Annotated in this window: 14 protein-coding genes; 7 read left to right on the top strand and 7 right to left on the bottom strand. The window is 66.1% G+C overall.

Features of this window, described 5'->3' with window-relative positions; translation table 11 throughout:
* Positions 1-48: 48 nt before the first annotated feature.
* The gene (locus NA2_RS18145; RefSeq protein ID WP_008598575.1) at positions 49-1959 is read left to right on the top strand and encodes an AAA family ATPase; all 1911 of its coding nucleotides are present in this window, start codon (positions 49-51) and stop codon (positions 1957-1959) included.
* A gap of 28 nt (positions 1960-1987) precedes the next feature.
* Here the strand turns inward: NA2_RS18145 and NA2_RS18140 are convergent, their stop codons facing one another.
* Positions 1988-2383, bottom strand: coding sequence for a type II toxin-antitoxin system HicB family antitoxin (locus tag NA2_RS18140; protein WP_008598573.1), 396 nt, complete (start codon positions 2381-2383; stop codon positions 1988-1990).
* 13 nt (positions 2384-2396) lie between these two features.
* Positions 2397-2579: a type II toxin-antitoxin system HicA family toxin gene (locus NA2_RS18135; protein ID WP_040678517.1), complete on the bottom strand. Its 183-nt coding sequence runs from the start codon at positions 2577-2579 to the stop codon at positions 2397-2399.
* Between the two features lie 64 nt (positions 2580-2643).
* Between NA2_RS18135 and NA2_RS18130 the strand changes: the two genes are divergently transcribed.
* The 4 genes from NA2_RS18130 (at position 2644) to NA2_RS18115 (ending at position 8278) form a co-directional block, all read left to right on the top strand.
* The gene (locus NA2_RS18130) at positions 2644-3924 is read left to right on the top strand and encodes a DUF6638 family protein (protein WP_008598571.1); all 1281 of its coding nucleotides are present in this window, start codon (positions 2644-2646) and stop codon (positions 3922-3924) included.
* Between the two features lie 67 nt (positions 3925-3991).
* Complete coding sequence (locus tag NA2_RS18125) at positions 3992-5116, top strand: DUF2333 family protein (protein WP_008598570.1); 1125 nt, start codon at positions 3992-3994, stop codon at positions 5114-5116.
* Positions 5117-5232: 116 nt separating this feature from the next.
* A complete protein-coding gene (locus NA2_RS18120; protein ID WP_008598569.1) occupies positions 5233-6396 on the top strand; it encodes an AAA family ATPase in 1164 nt (387 codons plus the stop codon).
* 202 nt (positions 6397-6598) lie between these two features.
* Positions 6599-8278: a formate--tetrahydrofolate ligase gene (locus NA2_RS18115; protein WP_040678480.1), complete on the top strand. Its 1680-nt coding sequence runs from the start codon at positions 6599-6601 to the stop codon at positions 8276-8278.
* Between the two features lie 56 nt (positions 8279-8334).
* Here NA2_RS18115 and NA2_RS18110 read toward each other — a convergent pair whose 3' ends face one another.
* The 5 genes from NA2_RS18110 to rnk form a co-directional block, all read right to left on the bottom strand.
* Positions 8335-9768 (bottom strand): multicopper oxidase family protein, encoded by a 1434-nt coding sequence (locus NA2_RS18110; protein ID WP_008598565.1) that lies wholly within the window; start codon positions 9766-9768, stop codon positions 8335-8337.
* Positions 9769-9862: 94 nt separating this feature from the next.
* A complete protein-coding gene (locus tag NA2_RS18105; RefSeq protein ID WP_157188301.1) occupies positions 9863-10174 on the bottom strand; it encodes a hypothetical protein in 312 nt (103 codons plus the stop codon).
* A 207-nt stretch (positions 10175-10381) separates the two neighbouring features.
* A complete protein-coding gene (locus NA2_RS18100; protein WP_008598563.1) occupies positions 10382-11158 on the bottom strand; it encodes a MerR family transcriptional regulator in 777 nt (258 codons plus the stop codon).
* A gap of 49 nt (positions 11159-11207) precedes the next feature.
* Positions 11208-11729 carry a GreA/GreB family elongation factor gene (locus NA2_RS18095; protein WP_008598562.1) on the bottom strand — a complete coding sequence of 174 codons (522 nt, stop codon included), beginning with the start codon at positions 11727-11729 and terminating at the stop codon, positions 11208-11210.
* Between the two features lie 175 nt (positions 11730-11904).
* Entirely contained in the window at positions 11905-12312 is a 408-nt protein-coding gene (gene rnk / locus NA2_RS18090) for a nucleoside diphosphate kinase regulator (protein WP_008598560.1), read from the bottom strand.
* A gap of 448 nt (positions 12313-12760) precedes the next feature.
* On the opposite strand from rnk, the gene NA2_RS18085 reads away from it, so the two are divergent.
* Positions 12761-13516, top strand: coding sequence for a phosphatase PAP2 family protein (locus tag NA2_RS18085; RefSeq protein WP_008598559.1), 756 nt, complete (start codon positions 12761-12763; stop codon positions 13514-13516).
* Between the two features lie 151 nt (positions 13517-13667).
* The gene (locus tag NA2_RS18080) at positions 13668-15857 is read left to right on the top strand and encodes an anthranilate synthase (RefSeq protein WP_008598558.1); all 2190 of its coding nucleotides are present in this window, start codon (positions 13668-13670) and stop codon (positions 15855-15857) included.
* Positions 15858-15892 lie beyond the last annotated feature (35 nt).

Below are 15892 nucleotides of genomic sequence, written 5' to 3'. Positions count from 1 at the left end.
CCTTGTGCATCATGGGCCTTCGCATCGCCTGACAAACCAGGAGCTTTCATGGACACCGGCCTGACGACCATCGACGAAAAGGACATCGAGGCGCATCGCGCCACGGCGCAGAGCCTCGTCACGCGCTTTGTCGTGATGGAGGAGGACGGCGGACGCTCGAAGACCGAGCTTGCCGGCACCGGCCGGCGCTTCGTCTCGACCGTTTCGGCCGGGTCGTTGCGCAAGACGCGCGAGGTGGAGTTCGCCAAGACCGTCGCGGCCGTGCGCCAGGGCGATCCGATGCTGTCCATCGCCCAGCACGCGCTGCTCTACCGTACGCGCCGCGGCGTCGCCGTCGCGCTCGCCGTCGGCGACAGCTTCGCCCGCGCGACCGAGCTGGAGAGCCTGAAGGCGCGCAATGCCCGCGGCGCGCTGGAGGGAGAGGCGGCACAGACTTATCACGCGCTGCTCCAGGCGTCGGCCTATGTCGCCGCCTTCACCCTGTCGTCCTACCTCCTGCAGATGCTCGACGCTGATGCGGAGCCGGCGAACGACACGCCCGAGCCGGAGTTCCAGTTCGAGACCGCGCAGGATGCGCTGAAGAGCGTCATCGCGGCGCTCGACCGGGCAACTGCCGGCGCTGCCGACGAAACGGTGATGACGGCGCGCGCCCGCGCCGTGGCGCGGGTGGCGATCGAGGGCCTGCTGCAGCGGCGCGGCCGTTTCTCGGGCCTCGGCGCCTTCGAGAACGCGCATATGCGCCTCGACGCCGACGATTTCACGCTCGACGGCTTCGACGTCGCGCCGGGCCGCAAGCGCAAGCCGCTGGTGATGACCTTCAAGAAGCCGAACGAAATCATCGGCAACCACATCGCCAAATACCAGGCCATGAAGCTCGCCAAGATGCTGATGGCCTATGATTTCGACCGTCAGATGAACCCGTTCGTCGAGCTGGGCGGCTTCCTGTTCACCTTCATTGGCGACGGCGCGCCGGGCACGGGCAAGACCATCCTCATCCAGATGACCGCTGGCCTGCTCAACGATTACTGCCAGGTGGCGGGCGTACCCTTCCACTACGAGAATTTCGGCGTCGATCAGATCTCCTCCTATCAGGGCAAGTCCGGCCAGAACTGCAAGCAGTTCGTCGAGAACGTGCTCAGCCCGCGCGCCATCGGCTTCGGCACCATCGACGACATCGACCAGGTGGCGGCGAAGCGCTCCGACGACCGGGCGTCCGCCGGTCAGCAGGAGGTGACGGGCGTCCTGATGGAGAGTTTCGCCGGCGCCGGCACGGTGGTGCGCGGCAACTGCACCTTCGGCATGTTCTCCAACTATCCCGAGAATGTGGACGACGCGCTGCGCCAGCGCGCCGGCGCGCGCTGGCTGGTCGATGGACCGCAGACGCTCGACGACTATATCGACATCTTCGTGCTGCTTGCCGGCAAGAACCACAAGATCCCGCTCGGCGACCACCAGCTTTTTGCCACGCAGGAGATCAAGCGCGCGGTGGAGACCGCCTATGGCGCCCATGCGAAGCCGCAGGAAGAGGGCCTGCAGAAGGTCTACGAGCGCTTCCTGGACGGGCGCGGCGAACCGAAGACGATGTCGGACATCGGCGCCTATCTGCACGAGATCAAGCGCGCCGAACCGCGCTTCACAGGCCGCGCCATCAAGAACATCACCGACGCCATCAAGATGCGGGCGATGGACATCGAGCTTCCGGATGAATGGTTCGAGACGCCGGACGCTTTCATGCGCAAGGGCTACGACGAGAAGAAGGCCATGATCGCCGAGTTGCGCCGGCCCTTCACCATGGACATGGTGATGCAGGAGATCAACCGCTACGCGGATTCGGAGTTCCGCTATTCCGACCGTTCCGACGATGTGGCGGTCTCCGGCATCGTGCGCGACCAGCGCCTGCGCGAACGCGCGATACGCGAGATCGAGGACATGAAGGCGAGGGGTGTCTGGGGCGGATGATCTCCATCAGCCGTAAAAGGTTTGGATACTACTCCAGTACCTCGCGTTCCGCCGCCTGTCCGATGAAAGCCGAGCGGGTCATTTTACGGCGCGCTGCCTCTTCATCGATCAGACGCAGCAATCCCTTGGGAAGCGTGATGTTGACCCGCTGGGACTTGCCGCCATTGAAGCGATACGGAACGGCGATCAGGTAGGCTCCGGATGTCAGATCGGCCGCGATCTGCGGCATCGCGCGAACCTCCTCGATGCCCTTCGGTGCCGGATGGTCCGAAACGTCTTCGAAATAGAGCTCGAGCGCTTCCATGGCGTTTGGAAGGATTTCGCCTTCACCGTCCGCTGCCGAAAAACAGCCGGGCAGGTCGGGAAAGCTGATGCCGTAAGCGCTGCTGTCGTCCTTGTGGACGATGGCGATGTAGTGAGGCATGTGGATCAGCTCCTCAAATCCACCCGGCGCTTCTGGCGATGTTGCGCGCTGTGCCGAGCGGTAAATCCTTCTTGGGATGCGGAACGATGACCGTTCGTTCGCCTCGCCGGTACTTGTGGTGCGATCCGCGAACGTTTACCAGTTCGTATCCGTCCTTCTTCAGGCGCTCGATGATTTTTCGGGAGTTTGTCTCGATCATCGATGGCCTCATATAGTGTGGATAATAATACGCATCGCGGTGTTAAATTTCAAGTACTCTCATGAAGCTCCTGCGTGACAACGACCTCATTTTCGGCCGCCTCCTGAAGGTCGACGAGCCGCATCTCATCGAGCGCTACAACCGGGCGCTGAAGGCGTTCGGCGTGCGCGAGACGAAGCTCAAATCCTTCGACATCGACCGCACCGGCTTCTCGCCGCAGGTCGCCGAGGAGCTGAAAGACGAGCAGTATCTCGACCCGAACGGGGTCAACCGCCGCTTCATCGTCCTGACGCCGGCGCAGATCGACCTGCCCGTGGTCCACACCGCCTTCTCCAACACCTCGCAGCTCGTCTACGAGTTCATGGCGGCCAATGCGCGCGCCATCAACGCCATCACCATCAAGGATGTGGTCTATGGCGAGATCGAGGAACAGGTGAACCAGGTCCGCGACATCGAGGACCTGCTCTCCATCGTCCAGGTGGAGTTCAAGGTTCTGTCGGCGGAGGACCTGCTCGGCAAGGCCGCCGAGCTCGGCCGGCTCGCCGACAAGGTGAAGCACGAGCCGGACGCCTGGCGCGACGACGCGCTGCTCAACCGCATGGTGGCGCTGGCGCAGGACACCGGCGACATCCGCGAGAACAAGCTGGTGCCGGAACAGGTGGTGTTCCGCCATGACGCCTACTGGACCAGCCATTTCGGCGGCGTCTACATCTTCGCCGACCGCGACACGACGACCGTCATCGCTGATCCGGCGACGCCCGGCTTCCGCCGCTCGCGGCCCTGGCAGGTCAGCTACCTGCCGAAGGACGACCCGGCGCGCATCTTCCGCTTCCTGGCCGAGACCGGCCGCATCCAGCTGCCGCGCGCCTCGTGGATCGAGGGATCGGGCTATCTCGTGCACCGGGCCGAGATGGCGCTGACCGACCTCGTCCGCCGGGCGAACCCCGATCAGGATTTTTCGCGCGTCGATCCCGTCTGGCTGCAGACCTGGACGCATCGCAATGCCGATCTGGTGACACGCGACGGCGTGTTTCCCTTCCTCAACGCCGCCGTGCGCGAGATCGGCCAGACGGGCCGGCTCAAGGTCGAGGAGATCCCGCCGCATCTGCGCTTCCTCGTCACGCGCGCCGAGCCGGAGCATCCGGATGCCTGGCTCACCAACCGCCTGATCTCCGATTTCGTGCCGTCCGATTTCATCGCCCGCTACGTCTTCAACAAGCAGGGCTTCTACCGTGACTACGAGGACTATTCGCAGGCCTGGCGCGAATATGTTGTGGCACGGCTGAAAACCACCTATCTCAGAGACAAACCGGCGCTGCGAAAGCGCCTTTATGGGCTATAGCATTGTGCGGTCAGGTGAGATCACCTGACGTCTGCACGAATGCGGAAACAGGAAGATGGGGGAACCCGTGCTCGATCCGATCGTCAACTTCTTCACCCGCGTCTTTCACTGGATCGGGCGGGGCATCGGTCTCCTGATCGCCTGGATCCTCTGGCCCTTCCTCGCCGCCGGCCGCTGGTACACGCGGCGCGGCTGGATCGTCCGCGGCAGCGTCGGCGCCGGGCTCCTGCTGCTCGTCGGCCTCTATGCCTATTTCATCTGGCAGACCCAGGCCTGGACCGGCTTCGATCCCGCCTATGTGCAAAGCTACAATCTCGCCCAGCGCAACGTCTCGGCCGGCGAGCAGGTCTCGGCCGCCTCGGGCAGCGACACGTCGCGCACCTGCGGGCGCTCGGCCATCGTCGACGTGGCCGCCGATCTCACCGACTTCAACGTCAACCAGAACGCGTGGATCTCCTCCATGCTGCTCTACAAAGCGGGCTTCTTCGGCATCGACTGGGACCACACGCCCTTCTTCGACAACAAGGCGTCGTTCCAGCGCGGCGTCAACCAGGCGGTGCGGCGCACGGCCGTGGAGCTCGTCGATGCGCTCGGCCGCGTGCGCGGCACGTCGCAGATCGACAACGACCTGCAGCGGGCGCGCGAGAACATCCAGTTCTCCGAGAACGGCTGGTATTTCGGCCTGAACCCGTTCGGCCCGAAGACGCCGACGCCGACCTTCTACCGCACGGCGGTGGAGAGCCTGCGCGCCTTCAACGACCGGCTCGCCAAGTGCGAGGCCGTCTTCGACGCGCGCGCCGACAATCTGATCCAGTATCTGGACCGCATCGCCAGCGACATCGGCTCCACCTCGGCGATCCTGCGCGAGCGTTCCGAGAACTTCAACGGCGGCTGGTTCGACACGCGCGCCGACGACCGCTTCTGGTTCGCCTATGGTCAGCTCTATGCCTATTACGGGCTGCTCCATGCGGCCAACGCGGATTTCGAGGACGTGGTCAAGCAGCGCTCGCTCGGCTCGCTGTGGGAGACGACCGAACAGCAGTTCACCGCCGCGCTTCAGATCAGGCCCTTCATCATCTCGAACGGCAACGAGGCCGGCTGGATCATGCCGACGCACCTCGCCACGATGGGCTTCTACGTGCTGCGTGTGCGCTCGAACCTGGTGGAACTGCGGCAGGTGCTGGACCGGTAGCGCCGCCACAGTCTTGTCTTCAACGTCTGCTCATCCTTGAAGCTGGAGTCCTTCCCGCGCGGGTAACGCGGAGAGGACCGCTTTTTTAGCCCAGGCTTTTTCAAGGATCGTTTTTCGTGCTCATCACCGTTGCAGTCTCAGGTTACCGTTCCATCCGCGATCTCGTTCTGCCCCTCGGCAGGCTGAACGTCGTCTCGGGCGCCAATGGGAGCGGCAAGTCCAGCGTCTACAAGGCGATCCGCCTCCTGGCCGAAACCGGGCAGGGCAGGGTCGTCGCTGCGCTGGCGCGCGAGGGCGGTCTGGGCTCGACCCTGTGGGCGGGACCGGAAAAATTCTCGGCGGCGATGAAGGCCGGCCGCCAGCCCGTGCAGGGCACGGTGCGCAACAACCCCGTCAGCCTGAGACTGGGTTTCGCCGACGAGGACTATGGCTACGCCATCGATCTCGGCCTGCCTCTCCCGTCCGCCAGCATGTTCGTCGAGGACCCGGAGATCAAGGCGGAGGCGGTCTGGGTCGGCGAGGCCCTCTCGCAGCGCAACGTCTTCGCCGAGCGCCATGGGCCGCATGTCAGCATTCTCGACGAAGCCGGTCGGCGCGCCTCGGTCCTGACCGGCCTGCCTCCCTATGACAGCATGATGACCCATGCGGCCGATCCGAAGAATGCGAGCGAGCTTCTGCTCCTGCGCGAACGCATGCGGGGCTGGCGCTTCTACGATCATTTCCGCACCGACCCCGAAGCGGCGGCACGCTGGCCGCATGTCGGGACGCGAACCCAGGTCCTCGCCTCGGATGGTTCGGACCTCGCGGCGGCCATCCAGACCATCCTCGAGATCGGCGACGGCGAAGGCTTTGCGCAGGCTGTCGAGGATGCGTTTCCCGGCAGCTCGGTCGAGATCGAGGCGAACGAGGCGGGCTTCCGGGTGCTGATGCGCCAGCCCGGCCTCCTGCGGCCCCTGCGCGCCGCGGAATTCTCGGATGGAACGCTGCGCTACCTTTGCCTCGCCGCCGCGCTCCTGTCGCCGCGCCCTCCGTCCCTGCTGGTCCTGAACGAGCCGGAGACGAGCCTCCATCCGGAACTCATCGACCCGCTGGCGCGCCTTCTGGCGCGAACTTCCCATATCGCGCAGATGATCGTCGTCACCCATTCGCTGCCGCTGGCCACGGCGCTCAGGACCATCGACGGGACGATGTCCTTCACGCTCGCCAAGGAACTCGGCGAAACGGTCGTCATCGAGCAGCACCCGCGCCCCGCCTGGAACTGGCCTTCCCGCAGGGCATAGAGCATCGGATCGAAAAGCGGGAACCGGCTTTCGGTTGTTCCACTGCTCCATCAATGATTGAGATCGTCCTTTGTGCGTCCGAAAGGGCGCAGGGCGACCTGGCGTCGCAATCCACGCATTCGGTGCCTCTATTGCGATGGTAGACGATTGCGTTTCGCGGCTTTATGTCTTGCGCAACGAAGCTGGGGGAGGAATCGTCACCATGGCCGAAGTGAAGTCCGACATCGAGATCGCGCGTGCGGCGAAGAAGAAGCCGATCCAGGAGGTGGGGGCGAGGCTCGACATCCCCTCCGAACATCTTCTTCCCTACGGCCATGACAAGGCGAAGGTCTCCGCGGCCTTCATCGCCGAGGCGCGCAAGCGCAAGGACGGCAAGCTGATCCTCGTCACGGCGATCAATCCGACGCCGGCCGGCGAGGGCAAGACCACCACCACGGTGGGCCTCGGCGACGGGCTGAACCGCATCGGCAAGAAGGCGGCGATCTGCATCCGCGAAGCCTCGCTCGGCCCCTGTTTCGGCGTCAAGGGCGGCGCGGCCGGCGGTGGCTATGCCCAGGTGATCCCGATGGAGGACATGAACCTCCATTTCACCGGCGATTTCCACGCCATCACCTCGGCGCACAACCTGCTCTCCGCGCTGGTCGACAATCACATCTACTGGGGCAATGCGCTGGAGATCGACACGCGCCGCGTCACCTGGCGACGGGTCATGGACATGAACGACCGGGCGCTGCGCGAGATCGTCTCGTCGCTCGGCGGCGTTGCCAACGGCTTTCCGCGCGAAGCCGGTTTCGACATCACCGTCGCCTCCGAGGTGATGGCCATCCTGTGCCTGGCGACCGACCTGAAGGACCTGCAGAAGCGGCTCGGCGACATCATCGTCGCCTATCGCCGCGACAAGAGCCCCGTCTATGCGCGCGACCTGAAGGCGGACGGCGCGATGACCGTGCTCTTGAAGGACGCGCTGCAGCCGAACCTCGTCCAGACGCTGGAGAACAACCCGGCCTTCGTCCATGGCGGCCCCTTCGCCAACATCGCCCATGGCTGCAATTCGGTGATGGCCACCACCACGGCGCTGAAGCTCGCCGATTACGTCGTCACCGAGGCCGGCTTCGGCGCGGATCTCGGGGCCGAGAAATTTTTCGACATCAAGTGCCGCAAGGCCGGCCTTAAGCCCGCCGCCGCCGTCATCGTCGCCACCGTGCGGGCGCTCAAGATGAATGGCGGGGTGAAGAAGGAGGAGCTGGGCGCGGAGAATGTCGAGGCGGTCAAGACGGGCTGCGCCAATCTCGGCCGCCACATCGAGAACGTGAAGCAGTTCGGCGTGCCGGCCATCGTCGCCATCAACCATTTCCATTCCGATACCGAGGCCGAGATCGAGGCGGTCAAGGCCTATGTCGCTGCGCAGGGCGAGGAGGCGGTGCTGTGCCGCCACTGGGCCGAAGGATCGGCAGGCATCGAGGAGCTGGCGCACAAGGTGGTGGCGCTCGCCGAGAGCGGCGTCTCGCAATTCGCGCCGCTCTATGCCGACGAGATGACCCTGTTCGACAAGATCGACACGGTGGTGAAGCGCATCTATCGCGGCTCGGAGGCGATCGCCGACAAGGCGGTGCGCGCCCAGCTCCGGCAATGGGAGGAGCAGGGCTACGGCCATCTACCCGTGTGCATGGCCAAGACCCAGTATTCCTTCTCCACCGATCCCAACCTGCGCGGCGCGCCGACGGGGCACGCGGTGCCCGTGCGCGAGGTGAGATTATCGGCGGGGGCCGGCTTCGTCGTCGCCATCTGCGGCGAGATCATGACCATGCCCGGCCTGCCGAAAGTGCCGTCCTCGGAGCACATTTTCCTCAATGATGACGGGCTGATCGAGGGATTGTCTTAAAACATGAGTCATTTGAAACGGGGGCCGGCGCAGCGATCGCCGGCCCCCATTTCACGTCAGGCGGTGACCGCGAATTCGGTCATCATGCCGGTCGCCATGTGCGGCATGTGGTGGCAGTGGAACATCCAGCGCGCCGCCTCGCCCGCATCGACGGCGATGGTCATCATTGCCATCGGCGGCACATAGACCGTGTCGCGCACCGCGCCGGAGAAGCGCTTTCCGTTGATGCCGACCACCTGGAAGGCGTGCCCGTGCAGATGCATCGGATGGCCCATCATCGACATGTTGTGAAGACCGATCTCGAACCGCTGGCCGCGCTTGGCGGTGATCGGCGCGTGGTCGCCCCAGACGCGCCCGTCGATGGTCCACAGATAGGGCTCCATGCTGCCGCCGAGCATCACCATGCGGCCGTCGTCCGCCGGCCGCTCGGCGAGCGGCGACAGGGCTTCGAGCCGCGCTTCCTGCTCGAAGCCGAACGGCGCTGCCGTCTCCTCACCGAGGGACGCGATCTTCTCGACCGTTGCTCCGGGGGTGGCCAGCACGATGCCCGTCCGCTCGCGCGCGCCCTCGCGCAGTGCGAGGATCGGGAAGGCGCCGCCCGCGGCGGGGAGGTCCACCAGGAGGTCGAGCCGCTGGGCCATCGCCGCGCCGAAGCGCCGGCCGCGCACCGGCTTGACCTGATGCCCGTCGACCGCGACCAGTTCCGCGTCGAGCGCGCCCGTGTCGAGCCAGAAGACGGTGGCCGCCGAAGCGTTGACGATGCGCAGGAGCACCCGCCCGCCGCGCTCGACCGGAACCACTTCGGGATCGTCGAGCGTGCGGTCATTGGCCAGATAGGCGTCGAAGTCGATGTCGTTGAGGTCCATCTCCATCGCACCATGGTCCATGCCGCTCATCCCCGACATTCCCGACATACCGGACATGGTTCCCATGCCGTGCGTGCCGTAGCCGGCGCCGTCCGCGCCGAGCGAGTCGAGGATCTCGTCGAGCGGCCTGAAGGTGAAATCGTGCAGGAAGAGCACCACTTCCTGGCGGTCCGCCGTCTGGTCGTCGGCGCTGCGCACGATCAGCGGCGCGGCAAGCAACTGCATCTCCTGCGCCGGCACATGGGCATGCATCCAGTGCGTCCCGGCGAGGGGCGTGAAGTCATAGTCGCGGCTTTCGCCCGGCTTCAGCTTCGGCAGCGGCATGTCGGGCACGCCGTCCTGCTCGTTGGGCGGAATCTGCCCGTGCCAGTGGATCAGCGTTTCCTCGGCGAGGCGGTTCTCGAGCGTCAGGCGAAACGGTTCGCCCGGTTCGAGCACCAGCCCCTGGCGGCCATTGCCGGCTTCGATGCCGAAGACGGTGGCCGCCTTGCCGCCGATGTCGAGCGTGCGGGTGGTGGCGGCAAGCCTCGACGCGGGGGCGGCGAGGGCAGGTCGGAAAGCTGCGGATGCGACAAGGGCGGCGCTTCCGGCAAGGAAGCCGCGGCGGGTCAGTCTGGAGTGCATTTCATGCTCCTGAAACAAATGGAATCCTGTCGCGGCCTGCCTGCGGCACGGCTTCGTCCCGGCGCATCGCCGGGCAGGCGCGATTAAAGGTCGTTCAGGAGAGCGGGCGGGGCGGGGGCGTCAGCGGCGGACCCCGCCAGCCCGCATGCGGTGTGCCGGCGATGGCGAGGATTTTTTGCGGGCTGGGACACCACGGCGTGGCTGCCATGTCCGCGCAGAAGCCCACCGTCGCTGCGCAGTCGGCGGCGCAACGGGCGCTGGCATGGTCCATGTCGGCGCAGCCTGCGCCGTGATGGCACCCGGTCGCGACCGTCTCCGCCGCCATGGCGGCGATATGGCCCGGCGTGCCGGCAAAGGCGATTGCCAGCAGGGCAAGGAGAGCAATGTGCCGTGCGAGCGCCTTCATCCGCATCCGTTGGTTGCTGCGGGCCAAATGCCCAGCACAGTCATTATGCGCTGGCAGGACCCGCCGCGCCACGGCAAATGCGATGCGCCGGGTGAGGCAGATGCGCGCAGAGCGGATGGGGTGTCGTTTTTCTCAATCAATCCGAGTGTTTCGGCCATCGCGCTCATAAAATGATTCCGAACCGCCCCGCGCTGGCAAAGCCGTCCTTCAGGCCGTCTGCCGGCGCGCCCATGCCCGCATCGCCGCGGGCAGCCACCGGGCGAAACCCTTTCCCAGGGTCTCGAAGCGGGCGACGAAGTCCGCGTGGCCTTCGTAGAGGTCGGCGAGCCCCGCATAGGCTTGCGGCGTGCAGGGCTTCGTCCAGGCATCCGCTACCCATGCCCGATGGCGCTCGATCAATGCGTCCAGCGCGCGGGCCTCGGGCACGACGCCCTCCCGCATGGCGCCGACCAGCGCACCCTCGATCTCAGCCAGCGCGCGCATGCTTTCCTGCATGCCCTCGGGGCCGGCCCCGGCCGCCTTCGCGCGGCTGGCGTCGATCTCCTCGCGCATCGGCGCACCGAACCGGTCGATCAGCCAGTCCTCGTACTCGGCCTGTTTTTCCGACGGCACGATGCCGCGGTAGAGGTCTTCATGTTTCATCGCGCGATCTCCTTCGAGCGCGGCGATCGTGCGGTCGATCGTCCTGACAAGCTGGCGATAGCGCTTCGCCTCGGCGTCGAGCCTGCGGCGCTGTTCCTTCAGCGCCGGGAGCCTGTCGAAGCCGGGAGCGTCCAGAAGGGCGCCGATCTCCGACAGGGGAATGCCGAGCCGGCGGTGCAGGAGGATCTGCTGCAGGCGCAGCAGTTCCTCCTCGCCGTAGTAGCGATAGCGGTTCTCGCCGACACGGGCGGGTTTCAGAAGGCCGATCTCGTCATAATGATGCAGCGCCCGCACCGTGATGCCGGCGAGCGCCGCCAGGGAGTTGACCGTCCATTCCTTCATCGCTCGTGTCTCCGCGGGACGAGACATAGTCTCTCACGCCGCGTGAGGGTCAAGCGGCGCTCGGTCCGGGGTCGTCGTCGCCGGTTTCGGCTCCGATGGTCGTGACCAGCGCACCTGCATCATGCACCAGCCGCAGCGGCGGCCGCCTGCGGGCGTGCTCGGCGTTCCTCTGCCGCGCCGCCTCGGGCTGGTAGAGCACCGTTTCGAGGATGATCCGGTGCGGGGCGTTCTCGCCGTCGCGCGGCAGAACGATGCTCTCTCCGCCGGCCAGGCCGAGCAGGGCGAGGCCGCGCAGCGTGGTCAGCGGCAGGGTGAGGCCGACCATGCCCTGCATCTGGTCGTGGCTGATGATGCGTGTCTCGGGCGCCGTCTCGCCGATGCGGAAGCGCACGCGGCTGTTCAGCGTGGCAACATCCGCCGGCACGTCGTCGCGGAAGACGACCGTCGCGCTGTCGAGCTTGTGGCGCAGCAGCGCCATCATCGGCTCGCCGAGGCCGCCCCGGCGTTCCTGGAGGATTTCAAGGATGGTGAAGTCCTTGGTGGTGAGAATGCACCCCTGATTGGTCCACATGGCTGATCTCCATCGCAGCGCCGCCTTGCTGACGGCGCGTCACGTCTGTCGGAAAGGGCAGACCCCTGCGCGGAGACGGCTCGGCGCAGGGGCTACCCTCCCGTCAGGAGATGGCCCGTGAAGAACAGGAGATGCGGTTGGCGCATGGTGTCGGTCCGGATGGCATTATCCGCGGTCAGGCGCTTTCCACCGTCTGATTCACCGTCAGCACGGTGAGACGGTGGATCTGGCCGTTGCGCGCCGCCCAGTCGATGGACTGTCCCTCCTTCAGGCCGAGCAGCGCGGTGCCCACCGGCGTGGTGATCGAGATGCGGCCCTGCTCGATGTCGGCGTCGCCCGGATAGACCAGCGTCACCGTCTTCGGCTCGCCGGCGTCGGCGGTGTAGGTCAGGGTCGACCCCATGCGGACGACGGTGCCGGCGAGCGCGCTGTCGCGGACCACACGGGCCCTGTCGAGTTCGGCCATCATGGTTTCCGAGATCTCGGGGTTGCGGTCTTCCAGCGCCTCGGCAAGGCCGCTCAGGCGCTCGTAATCGGTTTCGGAAATCGTGATGCTTGGCTTGCGCCCGGTCTTTTGCGGCATTGGTTTATCCATGCGAGGCGCCGCGGAGCGCATTGCTGCGTTCCCGGCCGGCCTTCGGCTCGTTTGTCTGATTGTTTTGTGCGCCCTGGAGTGTTGTTTCCTACAGAAAAACCGTCTCGACGGTCATTCTATGGAGTCGCGCCCCGCGGTTCGGAGGCGCACAGCACCGAACCGGGGGTCAATATCCCGCTATGGGACATACCCGGAAAAGAAAGGTCTCGTGTTTCTGGCGCGTTGTCATGGTTTGAAGGTGGTGCAGCCTTGTGGCGATGTCAAGGCGGCCCGGCAAAAACGCCCGGCGTTCCCGGAAGGCTCGAAACCGGGTTGCCGCGTGATCGGCGGCGACGGGCGGAGCCTGTGGACAGGCGGCTCCGTCTCCTGAATAAACGGTGGCATTGTTGGAACGTTGATCGCGGAAGGGAGTTCTGGTCCTCGCATGACACGGACGATGAAAACCTTCGCCCGGCGCGTCGGCCGGCGCCGGCAGGTGCTCGCTCCGGCGCTGCTCCTGCTGGTGCTGGCGCTCGGTTCCTTCGCCTTCCTCGCCATTGCCGACGAGGTGGCGGAGGGCGAGATCAGGGCCTTCGACGAACGGCTTCTCCTGTCGATGCGCAATCCGGCCGATCCCGCAGATCCGATCGGGCCTCCCTGGCTCGAGGAAATGGCTCTCGAGGTGACGGCGGTCGGCGGTTACCCGCTGATCGTCCTTTCGCTGGCGGTGGTGGCCGGTCTCCTGGTCGTCACGCGGCGTTTCGGGGCGGCCCTCTACGCGGTCCTGTCTGTCGGCTCGGGGGCGCTGGTCTCGCATTTCCTCAAGCATTTCTACGACCGGCCGCGGCCCGATATCGTCGCGCATCTGGACGTCATCCACACAGCGAGCTTCCCGAGCGGGCATGCCATGGTCACCACGGTCGCCTATCTGACGCTCGCCGCGCTGGTGATGCGGTTCTTCGAAGACTGGCGGGTGCGGGCCTATGTGCTGTGCGTCGCCGTGCTCGTCGCGCTTCTGGTCGGCATCAGCCGGGTCTATCTCGGCGTGCACTGGCCGAGCGACGTGGCCGCCGGCTGGGCGCTGGGGGCCGCATGGGCAAGCCTGACCTGGCTCGTCGTCACGCTCCTGGCGCTCTACCGCAACAGCGGCGGCGGGGCTGGCGCGGGAAACCAGTTGCGCGAGGGCGCGCCGGAGGCTATGGAAAACCCATGACAACGATTTCTCGCGCAAATCTCTGGTGGTGGGCTCGCTAACAGCGGCCGACCGCGCAGCGTGCGCGACATTCAGACCATGGCCGCAGGTGAAAACCGGGCGGCCATTTTTGTCGAAGCCTCCCGGCGATGCCTGATAAAGGGAGCAGACAATGAGCCTGGAAGTTCTGGAAAACGGCGGCGAGCGGTTCGTGACGGCTGGCGGCATCGCCATCACGCGGACGCGCAGCGAGACCGGCTATGACGGCGCCATCGACGCCTATATCGACGCGCTCGACGAGCGGCGCGGCGCGGTCTTCTCCTCCAACTACGAATATCCCGGCCGCTACACGCGCTGGGACACGGCCATCATCGACCCGCCGCTGGTCATCTCGGCGCGCGGCCGTGCCATGCGCATCGAGGCGCTCAACGCGCGCGGCGAAGCCCTGCTGCCGGCCATCGCGGCGGTCGTCGAGCCGCTCGAACCGGTCACGGTCACCGGCCGCACGGACCGCCTCCTGGCACTGACGGTGGCCGAGCCGGAGCGCATTCTTTCCGAGGAGGAGCGCTCGCGCGCGCCGACGGTGTTCACCGTCCTGCGCGCCGTCACCGGGCTTTTGCGCACGGACCATGATGCCAATCTCGGTCTCTACGGTGCGTTCGGCTACGATCTCGCCTTCCAGTTCGATCCGATAAAACAGCATCTGTCGCGCCCCGAAAGCCAGCGCGACCTGGTGCTCTATCTGCCCGACGAGATCCTCGTCGTCGACCATCACGCGGCCAAAGCCTGGCACGACCGCTACGACTATGCGGGCGAGGGGTTCTCGACCGAGGGGCTGGTGCGCGAAGGCGCGCGCGCGCCGTTCAGGACCGCCGACCAGAAGCCGCCGCGCGCCGACCATGAGCCCGGCGAATATGCGCGCCTCGTCGAGAAGGCTAAGAAGAGCTTCCACCGCGGCGACCTGTTCGAGGTGGTGCCGGGGCAGATGTTCATGGAGCGCGCGGAGCGCCGCCCCTCACAGATCTCGCGCCGGCTGAAGCAGATCAACCCGTCGCCCTATTCCTTCTTCATCAATCTCGGCGAGCAGGAATACCTCGTCGGCGCCTCGCCGGAGATGTTCGTCCGTGTCAACGGCCGCCGGGTCGAGACCTGCCCGATCTCCGGCACGATCAAGCGCGGCGACGACGCCATCGCCGACGCCGAGCAGATCATCAAGCTCCTGAACTCGAAGAAGGACGAGTCGGAGCTGACCATGTGCTCCGACGTCGACCGCAACGACAAGAGCCGGGTCTGCGAGCCGGGTTCGGTGCGCGTCATCGGCCGGCGGCAGATCGAGATGTATTCGCGGCTGATCCACACGGTCGACCACATCGAGGGGCGGCTGCGCGAGGGCATGGACGCCTTCGACGCCTTTCTCAGCCACGCCTGGGCGGTCACCGTCACCGGCGCGCCGAAACTGTGGGCGATGCGCTTCATCGAGGAGAACGAGAAAAGCCCGCGCGCCTGGTATGGCGGGGCCATCGGCATGGTCCATTTCAACGGCGACATGAACACCGGCCTGACCCTGCGCACCATCCGCATCAAGGACGGGATCGCCGAAGTGCGGGCCGGCGCGACGCTGCTGTTCGATTCGAACCCCGAGGAGGAAGAGGCCGAGACCGAGCTGAAGGCCTCGGCCATGCTGTCGGCCATACGCGATGCAGGAAAGACCAACATGGAAAGCGAAACGCGCGCCTCGGCGCATGTGGGCGAGGGGGTGAAGATCCTGCTCGTCGATCACGAGGATTCCTTCGTCCATACGCTCGCCAACTATTTCCGCCAGACCGGAGCGGAGGTGGTCACGGTGCGCTCGCCGGTGTCCGACGAAGTGTTCGAGCAGGTGGCGCCCGATCTGGTCGTGCTGTCGCCCGGTCCCGGCCGGCCGGCGGATTTCGACTGCGCGGCGACCATCGCCCGGGCGCGCGCCCGGGGGCTGCCGATCTTCGGCGTCTGCCTCGGTCTGCAGGCCCTGGCGGAGGCTCATGGCGGCGAGCTGCGCCAGCTCGCAGAGCCGATGCACGGCAAGCCGTCCCGCATCCGCGCCAGCGGCGACAGCCTGGTGTTTTCCGGCCTGCCGGCGGAGATCACCGTCGGGCGCTATCATTCGATCTTTGCCGACCCGTCGCGCCTGCCGCCGGAGTTCACGGTCACGGCGGAGACCGAGGACGGCGTTATCATGGGGATAGAGCACCGGAGCGAGCCGGTTGCCGCCGTGCAATTCCATCCCGAATCGATCATGACGCTGGGCCAGAACGCCGGCATGCGCATGATCGAGAACGTGGTGGCGCATCTGCCGCGCAAGGCGCGGGTGAAGGCCGCCTGACGCAGAACGCCGCCATGCCGCCTCCGTTTCCGGGG

Source organism: Nitratireductor pacificus pht-3B, assembly GCF_000300335.1.
GTDB classification, from domain to species: Bacteria; Pseudomonadota; Alphaproteobacteria; order Rhizobiales; family Rhizobiaceae; genus Nitratireductor; species Nitratireductor pacificus.
This window is presented reverse-complemented; position numbering and strand designations above follow the sequence as displayed.

Coding starts and splice junctions, on each gene's coding strand:
- NA2_RS18145 (WP_008598575.1), top strand. CDS start 49: ATGGACACCGGCCTGACGACCATCGACGAAAAGGACATCGAGGCGCAT.
- NA2_RS18140 (WP_008598573.1), bottom strand. CDS start 2,383: ATGCCTCACTACATCGCCATCGTCCACAAGGACGACAGCAGCGCTTAC.
- NA2_RS18130 (WP_008598571.1), top strand. CDS start 2,644: ATGAAGCTCCTGCGTGACAACGACCTCATTTTCGGCCGCCTCCTGAAG.
- NA2_RS18115 (WP_040678480.1), top strand. CDS start 6,599: ATGGCCGAAGTGAAGTCCGACATCGAGATCGCGCGTGCGGCGAAGAAG.
- NA2_RS18110 (WP_008598565.1), bottom strand. CDS start 9,768: ATGCACTCCAGACTGACCCGCCGCGGCTTCCTTGCCGGAAGCGCCGCC.
- NA2_RS18105 (WP_157188301.1), bottom strand. CDS start 10,174: ATGAAGGCGCTCGCACGGCACATTGCTCTCCTTGCCCTGCTGGCAATC.
- NA2_RS18100 (WP_008598563.1), bottom strand. CDS start 11,158: ATGAAGGAATGGACGGTCAACTCCCTGGCGGCGCTCGCCGGCATCACG.
- NA2_RS18095 (WP_008598562.1), bottom strand. CDS start 11,729: ATGTGGACCAATCAGGGGTGCATTCTCACCACCAAGGACTTCACCATC.
- rnk (WP_008598560.1), bottom strand. CDS start 12,312: ATGCCGCAAAAGACCGGGCGCAAGCCAAGCATCACGATTTCCGAAACC.
- NA2_RS18085 (WP_008598559.1), top strand. CDS start 12,761: ATGAAAACCTTCGCCCGGCGCGTCGGCCGGCGCCGGCAGGTGCTCGCT.
- NA2_RS18080 (WP_008598558.1), top strand. CDS start 13,668: ATGAGCCTGGAAGTTCTGGAAAACGGCGGCGAGCGGTTCGTGACGGCT.